This is a genomic window from Frigoribacterium sp. Leaf415, assembly GCF_001424645.1.
Taxonomy (GTDB): Bacteria; Actinomycetota; Actinomycetes; order Actinomycetales; family Microbacteriaceae; genus Frigoribacterium.
In genome coordinates, this window is sequence record NZ_LMQR01000001.1 from 273,709 (window position 1) to 297,314 (window position 23,606).

Annotated in this window: 23 protein-coding genes, 1 pseudogene and 1 riboswitch; of the genes and pseudogenes, 11 read left to right on the forward strand and 13 right to left on the reverse strand. The window is 73.4% G+C overall.

The window, feature by feature from the left end; genetic code table 11:
• Positions 1-62 precede the first annotated feature (62 nt).
• The 4 genes from ASG28_RS01310 to ASG28_RS16700 all read right to left on the reverse strand — a co-directional run bounded on the left by ASG28_RS01310 (position 63) and on the right by ASG28_RS16700 (position 3,997).
• Positions 63-341, reverse strand: a complete 279-nt coding sequence (locus tag ASG28_RS01310; RefSeq protein WP_055971148.1) for an acylphosphatase — start codon at positions 339-341, stop codon at positions 63-65.
• Between the two features lie 188 nt (positions 342-529).
• Positions 530-1,516, reverse strand: a complete 987-nt coding sequence (locus tag ASG28_RS01315) for an aldo/keto reductase (RefSeq protein WP_055971150.1) — start codon at positions 1,514-1,516, stop codon at positions 530-532.
• A 140-nt stretch (positions 1,517-1,656) separates the two neighbouring features.
• Entirely contained in the window at positions 1,657-3,672 is a 2,016-nt protein-coding gene (locus ASG28_RS01320) for a hypothetical protein (protein WP_055971154.1), read from the reverse strand.
• A 187-nt stretch (positions 3,673-3,859) separates the two neighbouring features.
• A complete protein-coding gene (locus tag ASG28_RS16700; protein WP_167599047.1) occupies positions 3,860-3,997 on the reverse strand; it encodes a hypothetical protein in 138 nt (45 codons plus the stop codon).
• Between the two features lie 209 nt (positions 3,998-4,206).
• Between ASG28_RS16700 and ASG28_RS01325 the strand changes: the two genes are divergently transcribed.
• Together ASG28_RS01325 and ASG28_RS01330 are read left to right on the forward strand one after the other, a co-directional pair.
• Positions 4,207-5,565: an MFS transporter gene (locus ASG28_RS01325; RefSeq protein WP_055971156.1), complete on the forward strand. Its 1,359-nt coding sequence runs from the start codon at positions 4,207-4,209 to the stop codon at positions 5,563-5,565.
• Positions 5,562-6,158 carry a thermonuclease family protein gene (locus tag ASG28_RS01330; protein ID WP_055971158.1) on the forward strand — a complete coding sequence of 199 codons (597 nt, stop codon included), beginning with the start codon at positions 5,562-5,564 and terminating at the stop codon, positions 6,156-6,158. Before ASG28_RS01325 ends, ASG28_RS01330 begins: the two co-directional genes overlap by 4 nt.
• Here the strand turns inward: ASG28_RS01330 and ASG28_RS01335 are convergent.
• Entirely contained in the window at positions 6,083-8,260 is a 2,178-nt protein-coding gene (locus ASG28_RS01335) for an MMPL family transporter (RefSeq protein WP_055971161.1), read from the reverse strand. The genes ASG28_RS01330 and ASG28_RS01335 overlap by 76 nt on opposite strands.
• A gap of 88 nt (positions 8,261-8,348) precedes the next feature.
• On the opposite strand from ASG28_RS01335, the gene ASG28_RS01340 reads away from it, so the two are divergent.
• From ASG28_RS01340 to ribH, 6 genes and pseudogenes are all read left to right on the forward strand, one after another.
• On the forward strand, positions 8,349-8,864 hold the full coding sequence (locus ASG28_RS01340; protein WP_082454211.1) for a MarR family winged helix-turn-helix transcriptional regulator: 516 nt from the start codon (positions 8,349-8,351) through the stop codon (positions 8,862-8,864).
• An 86-nt stretch (positions 8,865-8,950) separates the two neighbouring features.
• On the forward strand, positions 8,951-10,375 hold the full coding sequence (locus ASG28_RS01345) for an L-serine ammonia-lyase (protein WP_055971164.1): 1,425 nt from the start codon (positions 8,951-8,953) through the stop codon (positions 10,373-10,375).
• Positions 10,376-10,443: 68 nt separating this feature from the next.
• Positions 10,444-11,136 carry a pentapeptide repeat-containing protein gene (locus ASG28_RS01350; RefSeq protein WP_055971167.1) on the forward strand — a complete coding sequence of 231 codons (693 nt, stop codon included), beginning with the start codon at positions 10,444-10,446 and terminating at the stop codon, positions 11,134-11,136.
• Positions 11,137-11,225: 89 nt separating this feature from the next.
• Positions 11,226-11,363, forward strand: a riboswitch (FMN riboswitch).
• 182 nt (positions 11,364-11,545) lie between these two features.
• Positions 11,546-12,181 (forward strand): riboflavin synthase, encoded by a 636-nt coding sequence (locus ASG28_RS01355; RefSeq protein ID WP_055971170.1) that lies wholly within the window; start codon positions 11,546-11,548, stop codon positions 12,179-12,181.
• A gap of 2 nt (positions 12,182-12,183) precedes the next feature.
• A pseudogene (ribB, locus tag ASG28_RS01360) lies at positions 12,184-12,891 on the forward strand (3,4-dihydroxy-2-butanone-4-phosphate synthase); the annotation flags it as partial.
• A gap of 14 nt (positions 12,892-12,905) precedes the next feature.
• Positions 12,906-13,406 carry a 6,7-dimethyl-8-ribityllumazine synthase gene (gene ribH, locus ASG28_RS01365; protein WP_055971173.1) on the forward strand — a complete coding sequence of 167 codons (501 nt, stop codon included), beginning with the start codon at positions 12,906-12,908 and terminating at the stop codon, positions 13,404-13,406.
• Between the two features lie 220 nt (positions 13,407-13,626).
• Here the strand turns inward: ribH and ASG28_RS01370 are convergent, their stop codons facing one another.
• From ASG28_RS01370 to ald, 3 genes are all read right to left on the reverse strand, one after another.
• A complete protein-coding gene (locus ASG28_RS01370; RefSeq protein ID WP_055971176.1) occupies positions 13,627-14,424 on the reverse strand; it encodes a dienelactone hydrolase family protein in 798 nt (265 codons plus the stop codon).
• Between the two features lie 77 nt (positions 14,425-14,501).
• Positions 14,502-15,065, reverse strand: coding sequence for a TetR family transcriptional regulator (locus tag ASG28_RS01375; protein ID WP_055971179.1), 564 nt, complete (start codon positions 15,063-15,065; stop codon positions 14,502-14,504).
• A 127-nt stretch (positions 15,066-15,192) separates the two neighbouring features.
• Positions 15,193-16,302 carry an alanine dehydrogenase gene (gene ald, locus ASG28_RS01380; protein WP_055971182.1) on the reverse strand — a complete coding sequence of 370 codons (1,110 nt, stop codon included), beginning with the start codon at positions 16,300-16,302 and terminating at the stop codon, positions 15,193-15,195.
• A 169-nt stretch (positions 16,303-16,471) separates the two neighbouring features.
• On the opposite strand from ald, the gene ASG28_RS01385 reads away from it, so the two are divergent.
• Positions 16,472-16,942: an Lrp/AsnC family transcriptional regulator gene (locus ASG28_RS01385; RefSeq protein ID WP_054146324.1), complete on the forward strand. Its 471-nt coding sequence runs from the start codon at positions 16,472-16,474 to the stop codon at positions 16,940-16,942.
• A 98-nt stretch (positions 16,943-17,040) separates the two neighbouring features.
• Here ASG28_RS01385 and ASG28_RS01390 read toward each other — a convergent pair whose 3' ends face one another.
• Both ASG28_RS01390 and ASG28_RS01395 read right to left on the reverse strand, forming a co-directional pair.
• Complete coding sequence (locus ASG28_RS01390) at positions 17,041-17,496, reverse strand: GNAT family N-acetyltransferase (protein ID WP_055971185.1); 456 nt, start codon at positions 17,494-17,496, stop codon at positions 17,041-17,043.
• 52 nt (positions 17,497-17,548) lie between these two features.
• Positions 17,549-18,334 (reverse strand): NAD-dependent epimerase/dehydratase family protein, encoded by a 786-nt coding sequence (locus tag ASG28_RS01395; RefSeq protein WP_055971187.1) that lies wholly within the window; start codon positions 18,332-18,334, stop codon positions 17,549-17,551.
• 280 nt (positions 18,335-18,614) lie between these two features.
• Here ASG28_RS01395 and ASG28_RS01400 point away from each other — a divergent pair, with 280 nt between their 5' ends.
• Together ASG28_RS01400 and ASG28_RS01405 are read left to right on the forward strand one after the other, a co-directional pair.
• Positions 18,615-19,064 carry a DoxX family protein gene (locus ASG28_RS01400; RefSeq protein WP_055971190.1) on the forward strand — a complete coding sequence of 150 codons (450 nt, stop codon included), beginning with the start codon at positions 18,615-18,617 and terminating at the stop codon, positions 19,062-19,064.
• 121 nt (positions 19,065-19,185) lie between these two features.
• Entirely contained in the window at positions 19,186-20,118 is a 933-nt protein-coding gene (locus ASG28_RS01405) for a carbohydrate kinase family protein (protein WP_162235692.1), read from the forward strand.
• A 48-nt stretch (positions 20,119-20,166) separates the two neighbouring features.
• Here the strand turns inward: ASG28_RS01405 and ASG28_RS01410 are convergent, their stop codons facing one another.
• Genes ASG28_RS01410 through ASG28_RS01420 form a run of 3 tightly spaced genes read right to left on the reverse strand, consistent with a single transcriptional unit; the run spans position 20,167 to position 23,446 of the window.
• Entirely contained in the window at positions 20,167-21,597 is a 1,431-nt protein-coding gene (locus ASG28_RS01410) for a serine hydrolase domain-containing protein (RefSeq protein WP_162235693.1), read from the reverse strand.
• A 26-nt stretch (positions 21,598-21,623) separates the two neighbouring features.
• Complete coding sequence (locus tag ASG28_RS01415; RefSeq protein ID WP_055971200.1) at positions 21,624-22,997, reverse strand: cryptochrome/photolyase family protein; 1,374 nt, start codon at positions 22,995-22,997, stop codon at positions 21,624-21,626.
• Positions 22,994-23,446, reverse strand: coding sequence for a MarR family winged helix-turn-helix transcriptional regulator (locus ASG28_RS01420; RefSeq protein ID WP_055971203.1), 453 nt, complete (start codon positions 23,444-23,446; stop codon positions 22,994-22,996). The genes ASG28_RS01415 and ASG28_RS01420 overlap by 4 nt, the downstream gene beginning before the upstream one ends.
• Positions 23,447-23,606 lie beyond the last annotated feature (160 nt).

A 23,606-nucleotide genomic window follows, 5' to 3' on the forward strand; every position in this document is an offset into this window, starting at 1 on the left:
GACGGCTCGTGACCGACGATCGAGCTGGTGGCGGGTTCTCGAGTTCGTGACCGCCCCGCGAGCTAGTGGCGCGTGCTGAACTCGCTCTCGCCCACGGGGGCGAGCTCGCTCACGTCGACCCGGTCGACCCGGGCCCCACGGGGTCCCTCGTCCAGCCACTCGAGGAGCAGCGCCACCCGGTCGGGCCGTCCCTCGACCTCGACCTCGACCGTCCCGTCGGGCAGGTTGCGGACGAAGCCGCCGACGTCCAGTCGGTCCGCCTCGCCCTCGGTCGAGAAACGGAAACCCACGCCCTGCACCGAGCCGTGCACGAGGGCCCGGCGTCTGATCACGTCGTCCATCGCTCGACCGTACCCGCGCCTCCTCGGCCTCGCCCTCGTTCCTCGCCCGGACGTCTCACCCCGCCACGAAGTGAACATCCCGCCACGAAAGAACGTGGCGGGATGTCCATTTCGTGGCGGGGTGGCGGAGCGACGGCTCACGCAGGGCGACGAACGGGACGACGGCCGAGCCGACGTCGGTCGCCTCGCTACTTGTCGACCGTCGACATGTCGGCGTAGCGGGCGCCCTTCGGCGCGGCCACGTCGTCGAGCTGGTACATCTGCTCGGCGTCGAGCACGACGTCGTCGGCCGCGACGTTCTCGTCGAGGTAGGCGCGGCGCTTCGTGCCGGGGATCGGCACGATGCCCTCACCCTTGGCGAGCAGCCAGGCGAGCGCGACCTGACCGGGTGTGGCCCCGACGGCCCGGGCGACCTCGTCGACCTGCTGCACGATGCGGATGTTGGCCTGCAGGTTGTCGCCCGAGAACCGGGGCGCGAACCGGCGGAAGTCGTCCTCGGCGAGCTCGTCGACCGAGCGGATGGTGCCGGTGAGGAACCCGCGACCGAGCGGCGAGTAGGGCACGAAGCCGATGCCGAGCTCGCGGACCGTCGGCAGGATCTCGGCCTCGGGCTCGCGGCTCCACAGCGACCATTCGGTCTGCAGCGCGGTGATCGGGTGCGTGGCGTGCGCACGGCGGATCGTCTCGGGTGCGGCCTCGGACAGCCCGAGGAACCTCACCTTGCCGGCCGTGACGAGCTCGCCCATGGCGCCGACGGTGTCCTCGATCGGCACCTGCGGGTCGACCCGGTGCTGGTAGTAGAGGTCGATGTGGTCGATGCCGAGGCGCTGCAGCGAGCCGTCGACCGAGCGGCGCACGTACTCGGGACGACCGTCGACCGTGCGTTCGGCGCGGGCCTCGGGGTCGGTGACGTTGCCGAACTTCGTCGCGACGACGGCCTGGTCGCGGCGGCCCTTGAGGGCACGGCCGAGCAGCTGCTCGTTCGTGTGCGGGCCGTACATGTCGGCGGTGTCCAGCAGGGTGACGCCGACGTCGAGCGCCCGGTGGATCACGCGCACCGACTCGTCGTCGTCGGTGCTGTTGCCGGTGTAGAAGGCGGACATGCCCATCAGGCCGAGGCCGAGGCGGCCGACGTCGAGACCGCCGTCGACCTGGCCGAGTGTGGTGTTCTTCATGGCTCCGAGCCAACTCCCTCGCACCCGGCGACGGCACAGGCCCGGCCTGCGGCTCGGCGGACGGCAGGAGGCGCGGTGCCCGTCGGACGGACACCGCGCCTCCTCGGCCCGCCGGGTTCAGGACCCGGCGCCCGCCGCCGTCAGCGGCGCTCCGCCCGGCGCCGGCCGACGGCCGAGCCGGTGACGAGCGCGAGGCCCAGGGCCAGCGCGGCGGCTCCGAGGCCGAGCGGCAGGCCGGGCTCGCTGCCCGTGTAGGCGAGCGGTCGTCCCGAGCCGCCGCTGCCCGAGCCACCGGTGCCGGACCCGCCGGCCGCGGGCACTACCGGTGCCGGCGAGACGGTGGGGTCGGGGCTGGGCACGGGGTCGGGCACGGGCGTCACGACGGGAGGCGCGGCGAGGGTGATCGTCGGGACGGTGCCGTCGGCGAACGGTGCGGCGAAGGTGCCGACGACCTCGCCGACCAGGACCACCTCGTAGTCCGTCCCGGGCTCGAGACCCTCGGCGCGGTAGCGGCCGGCCGCGTCGGTGGTCGGGGTGGCGACGGGCTCGGGCTCGGCGGCCTCGGCCTCGATCACCTGCAGCTGGAGGCCCGCGGCGGGGGTGCCGTCGGCGTTCACGACCGTGCCCTCGACGTCGACCGTGTCGGGAGCGGCGATCTGCACGGGCGGGATCGTCCCGCTCGTCGCGGGTGCGGTGATCGTGACGGCCGAGTCGACGTCCTCGTTCAGGATCACCTCGTACTGCTCACCAGGGGTCAGGCCGTCGGCCGTGAACGAGCCTCCTGCGCCGGTTTCGACGCTGGCGACGGGCGTGGTCTCGCCGACCGGCACGACGTCGACCGTCGACCCGGTCGCGGGTGCCGATCCGTCGGGGTTCACGATGCTCGTGGTGATCTCGACGGTCCGGTCGAGCGTGATCGAGGCGCCCGAGGCCGTGGTGATCGGCCCCCGGGCGATGCCCGTCACCTCGTCGACCACGTCGTACTCGGCCGCAGGGTCGAGCCCCTCGAAGGTGACCGAGCCGTCGGCGCCGGTGGTCCCCGACGCGACCGGGTCGAGCTGGCCGGGCACGACGATGCTCACCGGACGGTCGGCGACGGGCGTGCCGTCGGCCTGCACGACCATGACCGTGAGGGGCGCGGTGTCGGCCGGGGCCACGGCGCCCGTGAAGGCGAAGTCGAGGCCGGGGGAGTCGTCGCCCACGATCGTGAAGGTCACGGCCGGCAGATCCGCGGCGTCGTCCGGTGTCGTGACGTCGACCTCGTAGGGCGTGCCCGAGACGAGACCGGGGACCGACCAGGTGCCGTCGGGGCCGACCGTCGTGGTGGTCCCGACGACCTCACCGGTCGCCGGGTCGACCACCGTGACGACCGCCCCGGGGTAGGCCGTGCCGTCGTTCGTCACCGCACCGCTCGCCGTGAACGTCTTGGTCACGAACCACGTCTGGTACACGGGGAACCCGGAACGCTGCTGGTACGTGAAGGTCAGCGTCGAGAGCGGCACGGTCGGGCTGAACCATGCGGCGGCACCCTCGGTGTCGGCCGCGGTCGCGTTGCCGGTCAGCACGCCCGTGCCGGCGTTCCACGAGGGCACGTCGCGCAGCCCCGCGGCGTCGCACGACGGCGACGGTCCACCGGCGGTGCGGCAGTAGTTGTAGGTGTTCTGGAAGCCGAGGGCGCTCACGGGCACGGCGGCACCGGCGGCGTCGGTGGCCGACACGGTCACCTGGTCGGCGTCGACGTCGCCGAGCACGAATGACCAGTCGCTCGCGGGCGTGGCCCGGTCGAAGGTGTAGGTCGTGACCGAGGCGGCGGCCGCCGTCGGGGAGTCCTGGGCGGGGCGGAGGTTGAGGTAGGGGCGACCGCGGCTCGAGTCGTACTCGGCGCCGACCGGCGTGCCCGTGCCTTGCCAGGTGCTCGACCCGCTGGGGATCGTGGCCTGGCGCGAGGAGGACGTGAACGTCGCCTGCGGGAAGTCGCCGGGCAGCGTCATCGTGCCCGTGTAGGCACGAGCCGTCCCGTCCACGGTGAAGTCGGCCCAGCCGACCGTCCCCGGCCCGGCCGCGGAGGCGGTCGTCGCGCCTCCGAGTGCCAGGGCACCGGCCATGACGACCGTCACCGTCGTCGCCGCCCACGTCCTGATCCGCCTGTCGACCATGCTGTCGTCCCTCCGGGCCCACCCCCGATCGCGGGCCACGAGGTCGAGGTTATGTCAGGTGTGGGTCTCGTGTCACACCGCCGATCGTCCCGGGACGCCACCACGGGTCCCGGAACGACGAAGGGGCGCCGCCTCGCGACCGGGATGCCCGGTGCGGAGGTCGGCGCCCCTTCGGGGACGTCGTGCGTCAGCGCTTCTTGACGTTCGAGACGATGTCCTCCGAGTGGCTACCCGTCGCTCCCTTGGCCTTCTTGTCGGCGCGCTTCTCCTTCAAGGAGCGCACGGCGACCTTCGCGGTGGTTTTCTTCGCTGATTTCTCTGCCATGGTGGTGCCTCCGTCGCGGACCGAGATGATCCGGTCCGCCCGAGGCTACGGTGCCGCGGCCCCGGTGTCTGTAGTGGCGACCATCTTCACGGCTCCTACACTGCCCAGTGGCCCGATCCGCCTCGTCCGAGGTGTACGTGCCCGCCCCACACCCGCCCGACCCCGACGACCCGCCCGACCCAGACGACCCGCAGAGACGACAGGCCCCGATGACCCCCGTCCCCACCTCGACCCCGGCCGCCCCGACGCGCAGCGAGCGTCTCGACGAGCTGCCGTTCACCTCGAAGCACCGCCGTCTGCTCGCCGGCTCGGGCATCGGCTGGGCCCTGGACGCGCTCGACGTCGGTCTGCTCTCGTTCGTCATCGCCCAGCTGATGACCGTGTGGAGCGACCAGGCCGGTCAACTGGCCTGGGTCGCCTCGGCCGGGTTCGCGGGCATGGCGATCGGCGCGGCCGTCGGCGGCTCGCTGGCCGATCGCCTCGGCCGCAAGACCGTCTTCGCCCTGACCCTGCTGCTCTACGGGCTCGCCACCGGCCTCTCGGCCCTGTCGTGGTCGGTCGGCGTGCTGCTCGTCCTGCGCTTCGTCGTCGGCCTCGGCCTGGGCTCCGAGTTGCCGGTCGCGTCGACCCTCGTGAGCGAGTTCTCGCCCCGGCGCATCCGCGGTCGCGTCGTCGTGCTCCTCGAGGCGTTCTGGGCCGTGGGCTCGATCGGGGCCGCCCTCGTGGGCTACCTCGTGATCCCGACGAGCGACGACGGCTGGCGCTGGGCCCTGCTGATCGGCGCGGCCCCCGCGCTCTACGCGGTGTTCGTGCGGCTGAAGATGCCCGAGTCGGTGCGGTTCCTCGAGTCGAGGGGCCGCCACGACGAGGCCGAGCGCACCGTCCGCGGCTTCGAGCAGGCGGCCGGCGTCGCCGCCCCGACCGTCGTCGCCGAGGAGGCGCGGGTCGTCGAGAAGCCGGCCCGCGCCTCCGTCGGCCGGTTGTTCGGTGCCGGCATGGCGCGCCGCACGGTCGCGATCTGGGTGGTCTGGTTCATGACCAACTTCTCGTACTACGGCGCCTTCGTCTGGCTGCCGTCGCTGCTCGTCGCGGCCGGGTTCCCGCTCGTGCGCTCGTTCGAGTACGTGCTGATCATCACGCTGGCCCAGCTGCCGGGCTACGCGGCCTCGGCCTGGCTGATCGAGAAGTGGGGGCGCCGGGGCACGCTCGCGACCTTCCTGCTCGGGTCGGCCGTCGCGGCCGTGTTCTTCGGCTTCGGGGCCGTCAGCGGCAGCGTGGCGCAGATCCTCGTCGCGGGCATGGCGCTGTCGTTCTTCAACCTCGGCGCGTGGGGGGCGCTCTACGCCGTGACGCCCGAGCTCTACCCGACGCCGCTGCGGGGCACGGGGGCGGGGTGGGCCGCCGGCGTCGGACGCATCGCCTCCATCGCGGCCCCGCTGTCGGTGCCGCCGCTGATCGCCCTCGGCGGCCCGCCCACCCTCTTCGTCGTCTTCGGCGCGGTCTTCGTCGTGGGGGCCGCCGCCGCCACGATGCTGCCCGAGCTCCGCGGCACCCGGCTCGCCGAGTGAGCGCGCGCCGTCGCCCGTCGCGGCGCCGCCTCACGCCGCGTCGCCTGCTCGGCCTCGTCGTGGTGCTGGTGGCGGGGGCCGTCCTCGTGGCGTTCCCGCGCCTCCTCGGCGACGGGTCCGGGGGAGGCGACCCGGGAGGCGCGGGTGCGGTTCCCGTGCCCACGAGTGTCCCGGCCGCGGCCGCCGAGGCCGTCGTCGAGCGTGTCGTCGACGGCGACACGGTGATCGTCACCGTCGCCGGGGAGCGCGAGCGCATCCGCCTGATCGGCGTCGACACCCCCGAGACCGTGAAGCCCGACGCTCCGATCGACTGCTTCGGCCCCGAGGCCAGCGCCTTCACGACGGCCACCCTGCCCGAGGGGGCGACGGTCTGGCTCGAGGACGACGCCTCGCAGGGCGACGCCGACCGCTACGACCGGTTGCTGCGCTACGTCTGGTCGCCGGACGGCACGATGCTCAACGAGCGACTGGTCGCCGAGGGCTACGGGCGCGAGGACACCTACGACGACGCGTACCGCTACCGCGACCGGTTCGTCGCCGCCGAGGCGTCGGCCGAGGCCTCGCGGGTCGGACTCTGGGCGGCCTGCGGCTGACGCGACGGACGCCGGCTCGGCCACCAGAAGGCGTCGCCGGTGAGGAAGACGAGAGCGGGCACGAGCACGGTGCGCACCACCAGGGTGTCGAGCAGCACGCCGAGGCAGACGATCACGCCGACCTGGGTCAGGGCGACGACGGGCAGCACGCCCAGCACGGCGAACACGGCGGCCAGCAGGATCCCCGCACTCGTGATGACGGCACCCGTCGAGGCCAGGGCCCGCACCATGCCCTCGCGGGTGCCGTGCACGAGGCCCTCCTCGCGGGCCCGGGTGGTGAGGAAGATGTTGTAGTCCACCCCGAGCGCGACGAGGAACAGGAACGCGTAGAGCGTCACGGCCGTGTCGAGCGCGGGGAACCCCAGCACGTTCTGGAACAGCCAGGTCGAGGCCCCGAGGCTCGCGAAGAACGTGGCCAGCACCGAGGCGATCAGCAGCACGGGGGCCACGAGCGAGCGCAACAGCAGGGCCAGGACGGCGAACACGATCGCCAGGATGATCGGTGCGATCAGGTCGATGTCGGCCTGCGCGGCGACCTTCGTGTCGTAGGCGGTGGCGTCGCTGCCGCCGACGAGCGCGTCGGCGAGGCGGCCGTCGGCGTCGGCGTACCCGGAGCGCAGGCGCTCGACGGTGGCGAACGCGGCGTCGCTCTCGGGCTCGGCGCTGAGTTGCAGGTCGACGCGGGTCAGCCCGCCCTCGGTCTCGCCGGTCGTCGCTGTGTCGACGCCGTCCGTGCCGGACGCGAGCGCGGTGGCCTCGTCGGCGACCGTGGACGGGACGATCACGGTGGTGCGGCTGGTCAGCCCGGCCGAGAACGAGTCGTCGATCACCTTCTGCGCGGTGACGGAGTCGGGGTCGCCGAGCAGCTGGTCGGTCTGCGACAGGCCGACGGCGTAGCCGCTCAGCCCGAGGCAGAGCACGCCGATGCCCGCGACGGACGACACGGCCACGACGGCCGGACGGCGTCGGACGCCGCGCCCGAGACGGTCCCAGAAGCCGCGTCGCGGTGCCGCGTGGTGCGCCGCGCCTCCTGCGGTCCGGTCGTCCGTGCGGGTCGCGTCGGTCCCCTCGGACGAGGAGGCGCGGGGCACGAAGGGCCAGAACAGCCCGCGACCGCAGACCACCAGGGCCGCGGGCAGGACCACGAGGGCGAACACGATCGCCACGACGACGCCGACCGCACAGGCGAGACCGAGGGCCCGGTTGCCGGTGAGCGACGCAAGCAGCAGGGTGAGGAGGCTCAGCGCGACCGTGCCGCCGCTGGCCGCGATGGCGGGGCCGGCGCTCGTCACGGCCGTGCGCATGGCGCGGTGACGGTCGGGCTGACGGAGGAGTTCTTCGCGGTAGCGCGCGACGAGCAGCAGGGCGTAGTTGGTGCCCGCACCGAAGACGAGCACCGACAGGATGCCCGAGATCGAGGCGTCGAGCGGGATGCCCAGCGGTTCGGCGACGGCGGCCGCGACCCGGCCGGCCAGGGCGTCGGCGGCACCGACGACGGCCAGGGGCACGATCCACAGCACCGGGCTGCGGTAGGTGACGATCAGCAGCACGGCGACGACGATCACCGTGACCAGCAGGAGTCGGAAGTCGGCTCCGGCGAAGGCGTTCGCGATGTCGTCCTGGAACCCGAGGGGCCCGGTGAGCAGGGCGTCCAGCCCGTCGGGCAGGTCGGCCGAGGCCGCGTCACGCAGGCTCGTGGCCGTGCCCGCGACGTCGGCGTCGGCGGTCGCGGCGTCGAGCGGCACGGCGACGATCGCCGCGGTGCCGTCGTCGCTGACCTGCGGCCGGACGGCCTGCGGGGCCGTCGAGAGCTCGGCGAGGGAGGCGGCCCGGGCGTCGACCGCGGCGAGGTCGGCGGCGTCGAGACGGTCACCCCCGTGGCTGAAGACCAGGATGCCCACCGTCGTCTCCGCGCTCGGGAACGACCTGAGGATCTCGGTCACCTCGGCCGACTGGCTCGTGTCGGGCACGCCCGACGGTGGGGCGGCGTCGCCCTCGCTTGCCGGCAGGAAGGCGAAGAGCAGGGCGACGGCGACGGCCGTCGCGGCGAGCACGGCCCAGGCGGTGCGGTGGCCGCTGACGATGCGGGCGAGGGTGCGCATGGTGATCCTTCAGTCGCTCAATGTCTTAGTAGCTAAGAGTATTGCAGATCACAGGAGCATCGACCAGACTCGTCACGCAGGAGGTTCCATGCCCACCCCGAGAGACCCGGCCCCCACGGCCCCGTCGACCCGTCCGCCGCGCTCGCCGCAGGCCGACGAGATCGTCACCCACATGCAACGGCTGACCACCGAGTCGCAGAAGGTCGCCCAGGCCTTCGCCTCGCGGCACGGTCTCGGCCACATCGACCTCGAGGCGCTGCTGCACGTCATGCAGGCTGAGCGCGACGGCGACCCCGTGACCGCCGGCGGGCTCGGCGAGCTGCTGGGCGTCACCTCGGGGGCGGCCACGGGCGTCATCGACCGCCTCGAGAAGGTCGGGCACGTGCAGCGCAGCCGTGACGAGGCCGACCGACGCCGGGTGCTCGTCCGCTACTCCGACCGCGCCCGCGAGGTCGCGGGGGCGTTCTTCGGGCCGCTCGGCGTGATGAGCGACCGGGTCATGGCCGGCTTCGACGAGGCCGAGCTCGAGACCGTCCGACGGTTCCTCGAGGGCATGTCGGGCGCGATGGCCGAGCGGGCCCGCGAGGTGGGGCGTCCCGCCTGAGGCGACCCGCGCCTCCTCGGTGCCCCGCCCCCTGACCGTCGGCGGCAGCGGGTAACGTCGTCGTGACCCCGGAAGGCAGGTGGCACGTGACCGATCACGTCTCGGCCCTCGATCTCTTCTCGATCGGCATCGGCCCGTCGAGCTCGCACACCGTCGGCCCCATGCGGGCCGCCCGCGAATTCCTCCTCGGCGTCGAGGCAGACGGCCGGCTGGTCGACGTCGCCCGGGTCGAGGCCGTGCTCTACGGCTCGCTCGCCGCGACCGGCCTCGGCCACGGCACGCCCTCGGCCGTCCTCGCCGGCCTCGCGGGCATGCAGCCCGAGACCTGCGACCCCGCGGTCGTCTCGGGCATGCAGCAGGCGGTCGAGCAGGGCGGCGGCCTGCGGTTGCTCGGGCGACACCAGATCGCCTTCGCCCCCAACGACCTGCGGATGGCGCCGCTGACCCGCATGCCGCGGCACCCCAACGCGATGAGCGTCGAGGCCTTCGACGTCGACGGCGCGAGCCTCGCGCGCGAGGTCTACTTCTCGGTCGGCGGCGGCTTCGTCGTGCGCGACGGCGACGACGAGCAGGCCGTGCCCACCGCCGAGGCGCCGTTCGCCTTCGCCGACGCCGACGACCTGCTGCGCCTCTGCGACGCCGAGGGCGTGTCGATCGCCGAGCTCGCCTGGCGCAACGAGGTCGCGCTGCACGGCGAGGCCGACGCCGCGGCGGGCCTCGACGCCCGCTGGGCCGCGATGCGGGCCTGCGTCGACGCGGGCCTCGAGGCCACGGGTGTCCTGCCGGGGTGGATGAAAGTCCCGCGGCGCGCCCGCCAGTTCGCGACCATGCTGCGCCAGCAAGACGAGCGGGCGACCGCCTACGCGCTCGGCGGCTCCGCGGTCGACCGGGGCCGCGCCTCCTCGCTGCTGGCCTCCGACCTGCCGGCCCAGTGGCTGCAGGCCTACGCGATGGCCGTCAACGAAGAGAACGCGGGCGGCGGGCGCGTGGTCACGGCACCGACCAACGGGGCCGCCGGCATCATCCCGGCCGTGGGTTACTACGCGATGCGCTTCCACGGTGCGACCGAGGACGAGCTGGCCCGCACCTACCTGCTGACGGCCGCGGCGATCGGTTCGCTCTACAAGCGCAATGCGTCGATCTCGGGGGCCGAGGCCGGTTGTCAGGGCGAGGTCGGTTCGGCCGCGTCGATGGCGGCGGGGGCGCTGACCGCGCTGCTCGGCGGAACGCCCCGCCAGGTCGAGAACGCCGCCGAGATCGCGATGGAGCACCACCTCGGCCTCACCTGCGACCCCGTGGGCGGCTTCGTCCAGGTGCCCTGCATCGAGCGCAACGCCATCGCGGCCGGCACGGCGGTCGCCGCGACCCGCATGGCCCTGCTCGGCGACGGCAGCCACGTCGTCAGCCTCGACACCGTCATCGAGACGATGCGTCAGACCGGCCGAGACATGAAGGACAGCTACAAAGAGACCAGCCGCGCCGGGCTCGCCGTCAACGTCATCGAGTGCTGACCGCGGGCGGCGGGCGGCCGACCCGAGGAGGCGCGGGTCGTGTCGGACGTCGCCGCTAGCCTCGTCGCATGACCCCGCCGCGCCGCCCCACGCCGTCCCGCCCCACGACCCCGGGCGGCACCGACGCCCCGCGGCTCGACCCCGTCGATCCGCAGGGCCTCGTCGACCTCGGCACCGACCTGCTGGGTCCGCGCGACAGCCGTGAGCTCGAGCGCTACGTCGACGCCGACCTGACCGACCGCGACCTCGAGGGGGCCGAGTTCACCGAGTGCGTCTTCGAGGCGCCCCGGCTCGGGTCGGCCCGACTGCGCGGTGCGCGCCTGGTCGAGTCGGTGCTGGCCGACTCGTTCGCCCCCGAGCTGGCCGCCGCGCGCAGCACCTGGCGTGACGTCCGCGTCGAGCGGCCCCGGTGGGGGTCGGCCGAGCTGTTCGACGCCGAGCTGCGGTCGGTGCGCCTGGTCGGCGGCAAGATCGACTTCCTCAACCTGCGCGGGGCACGGCTCACCGACGTCGTGATCGAGGGGTGCACGATCGGTGAACTCGACCTCGGGGGTGTGCAGGCCCTGCGGGTCGCGCTGGTCGACTGCCGCATCGGCACGCTCGACGTGACCCGCGCCTCCTTGTCGCACACCGACCTGCGCACCAGCGACTTCTCGCGCATCGACGGCTTCGAAGGGCTTCGTGGCGCGACCATCGACGAGCTGCAGCTGGCGACCTTCGCCCCGACGATGGCGGCTCACCTCGGCCTCGTCGTCGGCTGAGCCCTGGCCGCCCGTGTTGCGCCCGGCTACGCCCTGGCCGAACACGCCGGGGCTGCACGAGGCGGCGGTGCTATCGTCACCGACAGAGCAACGCGCTCCGGGGTCAGTGAAAATCTGAGCCGGCGGTCACAGTCCGCGACCCGCGTCGTCACCGAGAGGTGGCGGCCCGGTTGAACCGGTGGAACTCCGGTACCGACGGTCATAGTCCGGATGAGAGGTAGCGCGGGCCCGGTCGTCCGTCCGCGGACCCCCGGGCCGATGCCGACCCTCGCGTCGCGCACCCCCGGAGAGCCCTCGGCACACAGCCAGGCAGACCGGAGGACGACATGACGACGCAGGCGACCACGCCCCGCGGGCCCGACGCACGGACGCGCCGACCCATCGACGCGACCAGCACGGCGGTGCGCTGATGTTCACCGGTCTCGTCGAAGAACTCGGACGCGTCGAGCGCGTCGACGACCAGGGCGACAGCGTCCGTCTGACGGTCCACGGCCCGGCCGTGCTGACCGACGCCGCGCACGGCGACTCCATCTCGGTCAGCGGCGTCTGCCTGACGGTGGTCGCGCAGCAGGGCGACACGTTCACGGCCGACGTCATGCGGCAGACGCTGGCCATGAGCACGGTCGGGGCGTTCGGCCCCGGCACGCCCGTGAACCTCGAACGCGCCGCCCGCGTCGGCGACCGCCTCGGAGGCCACATCGTGCAGGGCCACGTCGACGGCACGGCCACGGTCGTCGAGATCGAGGAGGGCGACGCCTGGCGTCGGGTCCGCTTCGACCTCGCCGACGACCTCGCGCCCCTGCTCGTCGACAAGGGCTCGGTCACGCTCGACGGCGTCAGCCTCACGGTGAGCGCGATCAGCGAGCCCGGCGAGGCACCGGGCTGGTTCGAGGTCAGCCTCATCCCCGAGACGCTCGCCGTGACGACCCTCGGCGGCAAGGCCGTCGGCGACCGGGTCAACGTCGAGACCGACGTGCTCGCCCGCCACGTGCGCCGCATGCTGCGGCTGGACGCGCTCGACGCCGCCGTGACGGGTCGCCCGTGACCGTGTCGACGCCCGCCGGGGAGGCGCGGGTCGACTCGCGCCTCGCGCCGATCGAGCTCGCCCTCGAACACCTGCGTCGGGGCCGACCCGTCGTGGTGGTCGACGACGAGTCCCGCGAGAACGAGGGCGACGTCGTCCTCTCGGCCGAGCTGGCCTCGCCCGAGTGGATCGCCTGGACGGTGCGGGTGTCGTCGGGTTTCGTCTGCGCGCCGATGTCGAACGAGATCGCCGACCGACTCGACCTGCCGCCGATGGTCGCCCACAACGAGGACGCCCGCGGCACGGCCTACACGGTCAGCGTCGACGCGGCGGCCGGTGTGACGACGGGCATCAGCGCGTCCGACCGGGCGACGACCCTGCGCACGCTCGCGTCGCCCACCAGCGTGCGCGACGACCTGCACCGCCCCGGGCACGTCCTGCCGCTGCGGGCCCGCGACGGCGGAGTGCGTGAGCGCGACGGCCACACCGAGGCCTCCGTCGACCTGATGAAGGCTGCAGGGCTGCGACCCGTCGCCGTGATCAGCGAGATCGTGGGCGACGACGGCGAGATGATGCGCCTGCGCGCCCTGCTCGACTTCGGCGCCCGTGAGGGGGTCCCGGTCGTCACGATCGCCGACCTCGTCCGCTGGTTGGGCGACCGCGACCTCGACGACCCCGCCCTCGTGCCCGGTTCACCGACCATCGACACCACGACCACGACCACCACCCCCGAAGGAGACCCCGCATGAGCGGAGCAGGCGCCCCCACCGAACTCGACGTCGACGGCACGGGAGTCCGCGTGACGATCGTCGCCGGCACCTGGCACGAGACGATCACCGACGGCTTGCTGGCCGGTGCGCTGGCCACCGTGGAGCGCCTCGGCGCCACGGCCACGGTCGTGCGCGTGCCCGGCAGCTTCGAACTGCCCGTCGTCGCGAAGGCCGCGCTCGAGGCCGGGGCCGACGCGGTCGTCGCCCTCGGGGTCATCATCCGTGGCGGCACGCCGCACTTCGAGTACGTGTCCGACGCCGCGACCTCGGGCCTGCTGCGGGTGACCCTCGACACGGGCAAGCCCGTCGGGTTCGGTGTGCTCACCCTCGACGACGAGCAGCAGGGCCTCGACCGCGCCGGTCTGCCCGGCTCGAAGGAGGACAAGGGCGCCGAGGCGGCACACGCCGCCGTCGCGACGGCCGTCCAGCTGCGCGACATCGCCCGAGCGGGCTCGGGCCGCGTCATCGGCTTCTAGGACCGACGGCTTCCAGGACCTGCGCTGCGCCGGTCCCTCGACCTGCGCCTCCCCGTGTCCGCGACCCGCGCCTCCTGCCGGGCGATTCGCGACCTCTCCGGCCGCTCCGCCCGTGCCGAACCCGACAGCCGGACGACGACACGCCGCTCACCTCGAGAGAGGAGCGGCGTGTCGGGCGTCCGGTGTCGCGACGTGCACACCGGGGCAGCTGGCCGACCGGCTAGGCGAAGACCTCGGCCAGGAAGGTCTCGAGCTGCTGCCACGAGCGGCGGTCCGCGCGGGCGTCGTACTGCGCCCCGTGGTCGGGTGCGTCGGTGCCGGGCACGGCGAAGGCGTGCATGACGCCGCTGTAGCTCAGCACCTGCCAGTCCGGGGCCTCGGCGGCGCGCATCTCGTCCTCGAAGCCGACGACCGCCTCGTCGGGCACCACCGGGTCGGCCGCACCCGTCATCACGAGCAGCGGGGCCGTCACGGCGCCCTTCTCGGCGGGCATCCCCGTGCCGAGTCCGCCGTGGAACGACACGACGCCGGCGACGTCGGCACCCGCGCGGGCCAGCTCGAGGGCTCCCGAGCCGCCGAAGCAGTAGCCCATCACGGCGATCCGCGACGGGTCGACGCCCGGCTCGGCGCGCAGTCGCTCGAGGTTCGCCAGCAGGCGCGACCGGAACAGCGCGACGTCGCCGTAGTACTTGCCCGCCTCGCCGGCGGCCTCCTGCGGCGACGGGCGTACGCCCTGCCCGTAGACGTCGCCGGCCAGCGCCACGTAGCCGAGCCGCGCGAGCATCTGCGCGCGCACCTTGACGTGGTCGACGACGCCGAACCAGTCGTGCAGCACGAGCACGCCGGGCACGAGCTCGGACGAGGAGGCGCGGGCAGGCGTCGCGAGGAAGCCCTCGAGATCGACGTCGGTCGCCGCGTACACCGCGTCCGACGTCGTGACGCCGCCCGGGTCGGGCACGCTGTCGAGGACGCGCTGCAGGTCGGGGGAGAGGGCGGGAGTGGGTTCGGTCGTGGTCACACGGGGACGCTACTCCCGGCGAGTCGGACGGCGCCGACCGGTCTCGGCCGGGGCTCGGCGGGGTTTCGTCCGGGGTCTCAGCCCGGGTCGACGATGCGGGCCACCGCCTGTCGCACGACGTCGCACCGCCTCTGTTGGGGGCCGGTGTGCATGTTGGTGGCCTCGGGCGTGACGAACCAGGCCAGCACGACGCCGAAGACCATGGTCAGCAACTCGTCGGCGTCCCAGCCGGACGAGATGTCCCCGGCGTCTTGCGCCGCGCGAACCGAGTCGCGGCGCGCCTCGAGCTGGCCGTGGTCGAGCACGCCGGGGCTCGGCAGCGCGACGCCCTCGATCTGACCCCAGAGCAGCAGTCGGGCGTCGTCGGGGTTCGAGGCCAGGTGGTCGTAGAGGGCGCTCGCCCAACCCGGCAGGTCGTGGGCGTCGAAGGGGACGACCGCGACCCACCGACCGATGCTCTCACCGAGCGCGGCGTCGAAGAGGTCGCGCTTGGTCGAGAAGTGGGCGTAGAGGCGCTCTTTGCTCGCCTCGGCGTCGCGCGCGATCGTGTCGACGCGGGCCCCGGCGAGGCCGCGGGCCGCGAACTCGGTCTTCGCTGCCTCGAGCAGCCGTTCCCGCGGAGGGGTGGGTCGTCGTGCCATGCCCAGAGCATAGGGGCTGGACCCCACCGGACCACCCGGTTCGGACCGAGGTCTTCGCTGACCGGACCGAACGGTTCGCTCGCTGTCCCGTCGGACACCCTCGGACGCCGTCGGAGAGTCGGACGGGTCAGAGGGTGCGGGCGTCCGCCAGGTCGACGCCGGCCGCGGTCGCGACGCCGGCGTTGGTGATGCGTCCGGCGACCGCGTTGACGCCCCGCGCCAGCGACTCGTCGGCGGCGACGGCATCGCGCCACCCCCGGTCGGCGAGGGCCAGCGCGTAGGGCATGGTCGCGTTGGTCAAGGCGCGGGTCGAGGTCTGGGGGACGGCGCCGGGCATGTTGGCGACGCAGTAGTAGACGCTGTCGTGCACGGCGAAGGTCGGGTCGTCGTGCGTGGTCGCGCGCGATCCCTCGAAGCAGCCGCCCTGGTCGATGGCGATGTCGACGAGCACCGACCCGGGACGCATCGACGCCACCATGTCGTCGGTGACGAGCTTGGGGGCCTGGGCGCCGGGGATCAGCACCGAGCCGATCACCAGGTCGGCCGCCGCGACCTGGGCGCCGATCTCGTAGGCCGTCGAGGCGCGGGTCTGCACCCGTCCGCCGAACTGCACCTCGAGGGCACGGAGGCGCGGCAGCGACACGTCGATGACGGTCACGTCGGCACCGAGGCCGAGGGCGTTCGCGGCGGCGTGCTCGCCGGCGACGCCGCCGCCGATCACGACCACCTTCGCCTTCGGGGTGCCGGGGACGCCGCCGAGCAGCACGCCCGTGCCGCCGATCGGCTTCATGAGGTGGTAGGCACCGACCATCGTGGACAGGCGGCCGGCGACCTCGCTCATCGGCGAGAGCAGCGGCAGGCTCCGATCGTCCCGCTGGACCGTCTCGTACGCGATCGCGGTCATGCCGGAGGCGAGGACGGCCTCGGTGCACTCGGGTGACGCCGCGAGGTGCAGGTAGGTGAAGAGGGTCTGGTCGGCCCGCATCAGCGGGTACTCGGCCGCGATCGGCTCCTTGACCTTCATGAGCAGGTCGGACTCGCCCCAAACCGTGGCGGCGTCGTCCACCACCGTCGCGCCCGCGGCGACGAACTCGTCGTCGGAGAACCCCGAACCCCGTCCGGCACCCGCCTGCACGATCACGTCGTGCCCGCGGCGGGAGAACTCGTGGACGCCGGCCGGAGTCGCGGCGACGCGGTTCTCGTTGTTCTTGATCTCGGTGGGGATGCCGACGCGCATGGTTCGTCCTCTCGGGAGTGGCCTCGACGACGGGCGGCCGGTGCACGCCTCTGTTCGCCGAACTGAGGTCAGTGTGCTGTTTCGTGCCGATGCGTGCCAAGCTCTCCGCACGAGATTCTGTGCGGGGCCCTTCTCACCGCACGATCGACGACGAGAGGTGCGACGAGACATGGCTGCGACGAACGACGTTCGGCTCGACGAGATCGACCGGCAGCTCGTCCGCCTGCTGGTCGCGAACAGCCGCACCCCGAACGCCACCCTGGCCGCGCAGGTGGGGATCGCTCCGTCGACGTGTCTCGCGCGCCTCCGGTCGCTCGTCGAGCGCGGCGTCGTCGCCGGCTTCGGGGCCGACGTCGACCTGTCGGCACTCGGACTCGACCTGCAGGCGCTCATCAGCGTGACGATCCTCGCGTCGGCCCGGCAGCGCATCGCCGCCTTCTCGGCCGAGATCCGGGCCCTGCCGCAGGTGGTGCAGCTGTTCTTCCTGGGCGGGTCCGAGGACTTCATCATCCACCTGGCCGTCCGCGACACGAACGACGTGCGCGAGTTCGTGCTCGACCATCTCTCGGCGCACCCGGCCGTCGCCTCGACCCGAACCAGCCTGGTCTTCGAGCACCACCACCCCGGCCCGACCGTCTGACCGGCCGAAGCGTCTGGCCGGCCCGACCGTCTGACCGGCCCGACCGGCCCGACCGTCTGACCGTCCGGCCGACGACGCGCGGGCGGGCGGGGCCGACCTCAGCGCGAGGCGGCGAGCGTCATCGGCAGGTGGGGGATGCCGTCCTCGAGGAACTCGTCACCGTCGACCACGAAGCCGAACCGTGCGTACCAGCCCGAGAGGTGGGCCTGGGCGTCGAGCCGGACCAGTCGACCCTCGCACCCGGCGACGGCCGCTCGCACCAGGTCGGCGGCGAGCCCACGACCGCGAGCCGCCGCCGCCGTCGCCACCCGGCCGATGCGACGGTCGTCGCCGTCGTGCAGCACCCGGAGCGTCGCCAGGACGCGGGTGTCGGCATCTGCGTCGGCATCCGCGAACCAGAGGAGGCGCGCGGTCGGTTCGAGGTCGCGCCCGTCGAGCTCGGGGTACGGGCACTCCTGTTCGACGACGAAGACGTCGACCCGGAGGCGGAGGATCTCGTAGAGGACGACGGGGTCGATCTCGGCGACGGACGACGAGTGCAGGGTGGGGTTCACGGAGCCACGCTATCGGCCTCGCGGGCGTGACCTGATGCCACCGCCGGGCCACTCACCACGCCTCACCCAGCGGCATGGTCGTGAAGGCGCCGCCGACCGGTGCGTCGGGCGGCTGCACCTGACCCGCGAAGCGGTCGGCGAACGCCTCGGCGTCGTCCTCGGGGTGGTAGCCGATGGCCTCGCCCGCCGCGAGCGACACGACGCGGCGGGTGTTCCGGCTGACGCCCCAGACGACGTGGTGCCCGGCCGGGGCCGTCGTGAGGGCGGCCAGGATCAGTCGGGTCGCGTCGGCCGGCGACAACCACGTGCCCAGGCTGCGGACGTCGTGCGGCTCGACCTCGGCCGTCATGATGCGGGCCGACACGACGGTCGAGCCGAAGCGGTCGGCGTACAGGCTGCCGACGGCCTCGAGCAGCACCTTGCTGACGCCGTAGAACGAGTCGGGGCGAGGGGCGGGGACGTCGTGGTCGGCGGCACCCGAGCCGGGTTCGAACCCGACGGCGTGCACCGAACTGGCCGCGAGCAGGCGGGTCACGCCGGCGCGACGGGCGGCCTCGTGCACGACGTACGCGCTCTCGACGTTGAGGTCGCGGATCTCGTGCCACGTGCGCTCGCTGGCGTGGGACGCGAGGTGGACGACCAGGTCGGCCCCGCCGAGCGCCACCGTGAGGGGCTCGAGGTCGGTCACGCCGACGTGTTCGAACGTCTCGTGCGCTCGGAGGTCGTCGGGCGGCGTGACCACGTCGAGCAGCCGCAGGTCGTGGCCGGCCTCGAGCAGCAGGGGGCGGACCCAGGTCGCGATGCGCCCCGAGCCCCCCGTGATCGCGATGGTCGCCATGTGTGCCGCCTCTCGTCGTGGGCCCCTCGGCCCGTCCCGTCGTCTGCACCGATCCTGCCCGAGACCACCGACACCGCCCCCCTCGGGGCACGTCCCGCGTCCGCCGGACGGCCCTCGCGAGGCGTCCCCGCGTCCCCCGGATGCCCCACCCGAGCCTGACAGGGTTCTGGCGAAGGCCTGGCAGGGCGCTCCACGGCCCCGGTCGGTGACGCGTCACCTCATACCGTGACGGAGGGCCCGACGACGTGCCACGACCCCGTCCCCGACCGAAAGGCACCTCATGTCGTCAGCTTCCTCGTCCCTCGGACTCCTCCTGGTCCGCGTCGTCCTCGGAGTCGTCTTCGTCGCCCACGGGTGGCAGAAGCTCGCCGTCGACGGCCTCGCCGCGACGCAGGGGGCCTTCGGCGGCATGGGCATCCCGCTCGCCGAGGTGGCCGCCCCGGTCGCGGCCGTCACCGAGCTCGCCGCCGGTGTCGCACTCGTCGTCGGCTTCGCCACCCGGGTCGCCGCCGCCCTCCTGGCGGTCACGGCGGTCGTCGCCCTGGTCGCCGTCCACCTGCCGAACGGCTTCTACTCGACGGCCGGCGGCTTCGAGTACGTCCTCGTCCTCGCGGTCGCCTCGATCGCGATCGTGCTCACCGGTCCGGGCCGCCTCGCCCTCGACGCCCTGGTCGTCCGCGGACGGCGTGCCCGTCGCGAGGCCCCGGCCTCGCAACCCGTCACCGTCTGACCGACGAACCCCGGCGCGCTCGGTCGGCGGGGCCGGGACGGGTGAACGTGACGTGCCCTCGAGGGTGATTTGCGCCTCCTCGTCCCGTCCCGGCCCTCGATCCGTGGTCGGGTGGATGCCGATGACCATCGCCACCGACCGCCTCCGCCCCGCGGGTGACCGACCCCGAACCGTGTCGCCCGTCCTCGTCTTCGGGGACGTCCTCGACGACATCATCGTCAGCCCTCGGGCGGGCGACGCCACCGGGACCGAGACGGCCGCCACCATCCGGCACCGGGCCGGCGGCTCGGCGGCGAACACGGCCGCGTGGCTCGGGTCCCTGGGGGTCGACGTCTCGTTCGTCGGTCGGGTGGGCACGGCCGACCTGCAGCGACACTCGCAACTGCTCGCCAACGCGGGGGTCGTGGCCCGGCTGGCCTACGACGCGCACGATCCGACGGGCACGGTCGTCATCACCGTCGACGGCTCGTCGCGCACCATGTTCACCGATCGGGGGGCCGGAGCCTCGCTGGGCCCCGACGACGTTCCGGACGACCTCGTCGCCCGGGCCGGTCTCGTGCACTTCACGGGCTACACGGTCGCCCAGTCCCGCAGCCCCGTCGCCCTCCGACGACTGGTGGGCCGGGCTCGGGAGGCCGGAGCGCTCGTCTCGGTCGCCCCGGGCAGCGCCTCGGTCGTCCGCCGGTTCGGGGTGTCGGCGTTCCTCGCGGCCGTCCACGGGGCCGACCTTTTCTTCCCCTCGGACGAGACGGCCCGCGAGCTGACCGGGCTGGACGAGCCGATCGCCGCCGCGACGGCCCTCGCCGAGCACGTCGGCGTGGTCGCTCTCGTCGCCGACGACGGGGGAGCCGTCGTGGTCTCGCGGGGGCAGCCCCCGGTCGTGGTCGACGGGGTCACCTCGCGCTGGGTCGACTCGGTGGGTCTCGTCGACGCGTTCTCGGCCGGGTTCATCGCCGCGTGGTCGACGTCGCGCAGCCTGGGGGTCGCCGGACGCAGCGGGGCCCGCGCCGCCGCCCGGGCCGCCGGGGTGGCCGGAGGGCGGCCGCCCGCCTGACGGCGTCGGACCGGACGAGCGTCGGACGAGCGCCCGGCGAGAGTCGGGTCAGCGCGGACTCTCGGCGCTCACCAGCACGGTCTGGACCCGAGGTGGGCGCTCGGGGGTGAGCCGGATCTCGAACCGGACGACACCGCGGGCACCGCGTCGACGCCAGACCAGGTGCGACGGTGCCGACGACTCGTCGGCCGGGAGCGGATCACCGTCGCCGGAGTCGTCCCAGCCCCCCACCGACTCGACGAGAGCGGCCCAGGAGGCGCGGCGCCGGTCGAGCGGGAGGTCCAGGTCGACGTTCTCGCTGAACAACCCGTCGGGCACGGTCCCGCCGCGGACCACGGCCTCGACCGCGTCCCGCGCCGTCGACGTCTCGGGCCACGCCTGCACGACGACCCGGGCGTCGGGGCGGTCGGCCATCATGCCGTCGAGTGCGAGCCCGATCGGCTCGGAGACCTTCGAGTAGGTCGCGTTCTCGAACCCGATCGCGCCGAGGCCGGTCGCGGTCTGCCAGCGCATGTGGGCCGAGAACCCGGGGTAGCCCCCGCTGTGCGACACGACGGGGCCGTGGTCGGGGTAGTGCTCGACGAACAGGCCGAACCCGTAGCCGCCGGGGTGCCCGACCCGGGCGGGGACGAACCGCTGCACTTGTTGCATCTCGCGTCGGGAGGCGCGCGAGAGGATGCCGTCGAGGTCGCCTCGGCCCTCGGGGTCGAACGCCGAGCCGAGCCAGCGCGCCCAGCGCGTGAGGTCGGTCACGGTGCTGAACAACCCGCCGATCGGCGAGAACGCGCCCGGGCCCGAGAACGGCAGGGGGTCACCCCCGTCGGAGGCGCGGCGGTGGCCGATCGCGACGCCACCGGTGGCCGACACGGTCGCCTCGAACCCGGTGCTCGTCAGACCGAGCGGCTCGAGGACGGTCGACTCGACGACCTCGCGGTAGGGCCTCCCGGCGACGGCCGCGACCGCCCGGCCCACGAGGGCGAAGCCGAGGTTGGAGTAGGCGAAGGTCGTGCCCGGCACGCTGTCGAAGCTCAGCCCGGCCCGCAGCAGGGCGTCGAGCTCGTCGTCGGTGAGGGATTCTTGCCGGTCGCCCCACGGATCGTCGGTGGGGAAGCCCGCCGACATGGTCAGGAGCATGCGCAGGGTCGGCACGGGGGAGTCGGAGGTGGGCAGGGTGACGTCGGCGAACGCCGGCACGAAGTCGGTGATCGGTGCGTCGAGCGACACGAGCCCGGCGTCGCGCTGGGCGAGCAGGGCCGTCGCGGTGAAGCTCTTCGTGCACGAGGCGATGCGGTACGCCGTGTCGACGCCGGGTGCGGTGCCGGGGGCGATCTCGCCGTACGAGCCGTCGTGCGTGACGCCCGAGCGGTCGAAGGTCGCCCAGACGGCGCTCGGCCCGCGACGCTCGGACGGACGCGCCGCGAACACGGCGTCGATCCCTGTGGGTGGGTCGGTGCGGGGCGGGCGTGATGACGTCGTCACGGAGGTGTTCCTCTCGAAGGGCGGGGTCATTCGGTACGGGTGGTGCGGCGCATCGCCTCGTAGGCGTCGAGCGCGGCCCGGCGCGAGGCCTTGAGGTCGACCATGGGCTCGGGGTACGAGTCGTCGTAGACCTCGGGAACCCAGCGGCGGACGTAGTCGCGCTGCTTGTCGAACTTGTCGGCCTGCAGCACGGGGTTGAACACCCGGAAGTAGGGGGCCGCGTCGGCGCCCGAGCCGGCCGTCCACTGCCAGTTGGCGGGGTTGTTCGCCTCGTCGGCGTCGACCAGGGTGTCCCAGAACCACTGCTCGCCGACCCGCCAGTCGGCCAGCAGGTTCTTGACGAGGAAGCTGGCCGTGACCATGCGCACCCGGTTGTGCATGTACCCGGTCGTCCACAGCTCGCGCATGCCGGCGTCCACCAGCGGGATGCCGGTAGTGCCCTGCTGCCACGCCTCGAGCTCGCCCGGCTCGAGCTCGTGCCAGGGGAACTCGTCGAACTCGGGTCGGTAGTTCTTCGTGGCGAGGTGCGGGTTCGCGAAGAGGACCGTGTGGTTGAACTCGCGCCAGACGAGTTCACGCAGGAAGCCCGAGGCCTGCTCGCGGGCGTCGGGCGTGAGGTCGCCGCGCATGCGGTGCCAGACCTGGAACGGGCTGACCTCGCCGAACCGGAGGTGGGGCGAGAGGTGGCTCGTCGCCTCTTGAGCCGGTTCGTCGCGCAGGCCGTAGTCGGCCAGGTGTCCCGTGGCGAAGCGTTCGAGCGTGTCGAGGGCGGAGGCCTCGCCCGGGGTCCAGGAGTCGCGGAGTCCACCGGCCCAGTCGGGGGCCGTCGGCAGGAGGGCCCACGAGTCGAGGTCGTCGCTGTCGGGCGTCGTGCGGGGCCCGTGCAGTTCGTCGGGGGCCGCCTCGGGGTGGCGCGGCTCGGGCCGGTCGAGGCACGCGCGCCAGAACGGCGTGAAGACCTTGAACGGTTGGCCCTGCCCGGTCTGGATCGTCCACGGTTCGAACATAAGGTTCGCCTGGAAGCTGCGCACGTCGAGCCCGCGCTCGCGCAGGGACGACTTGAGCTCGGCGTCCGCGTCGCGGGCGGCGAGGCCGTACCGGCGGTTCCAGAAGACGGCACCGGCGCCGACCTCGTCGACGAGGCGGGGGAGTTCGCGCGCCTGGGGGCCCCGGCGCAGGGTCAGTCGGCCGCCGATGGCCTGGAGCGACTCGGCGAGGGCGGCCAGGCTGTGGTGCAGCCACCAGCGCGAGGCGCCGCCCAGGGGGCGGATGCCGTCGGTCTCGTCGTCGAGCAGGAAGAGGACGACGACCGGCTCACCACGCTCGACGGCGGCCACGAGGGCGGGGTTGTCGGCGAGGCGCAGGTCGTCGCGCAACCAGACGATCGAGGGCGACGTCATGCGTCCGCCCCGACCGGCGTGCCGAGGCGCAGCTTGGTGCAGAGATCGGCCAGGGAGGCCAGTTCGTCGTCGTCGAGCGCACCGCCCACCCGCCGGCGGATCGCCTCGGCGTGGCTGATCGCCGTGCGTCGGTAGAGGTCGTAGCCCTCGTCCGTCATGGTCACGATGATGCCTCGACCGTCGCCGGGGTCGGAGGTCTTCTCGACGATGCCCTTCGAGGCGAGTCGGTCGACGAGGCGGCTGATGCTCGGCTGCGTGAGCAAGAGGTGACGGGTCAGGTCGCGGATGCGAGCCCGCCGATCGGGCTGGTTCGACAGGTTGAACAGCACGTCGTACTCGTTGAACGAGATCTCGCTGGTCGGAAAGCACTCGGTCAGTTCACGCATGACGCTGACCTGGGCCCGGAACAGGGCTTCCCAGGCCCCCACGGCCATCGATGTCTCGCTCATGTCGTACCTCACGTTCGTCGAGGACGAGTCTACGAAAGGCCACCGCCCTCGGGCCGACACGGGTGGGAACGAGAGGCGCGCACCACGTGGTCGGGGGCACACGACAGAGGGCCGGTCGCACGATGGCGACCGGCCCTCTTCCCTTGCACCAGGAGTGTCC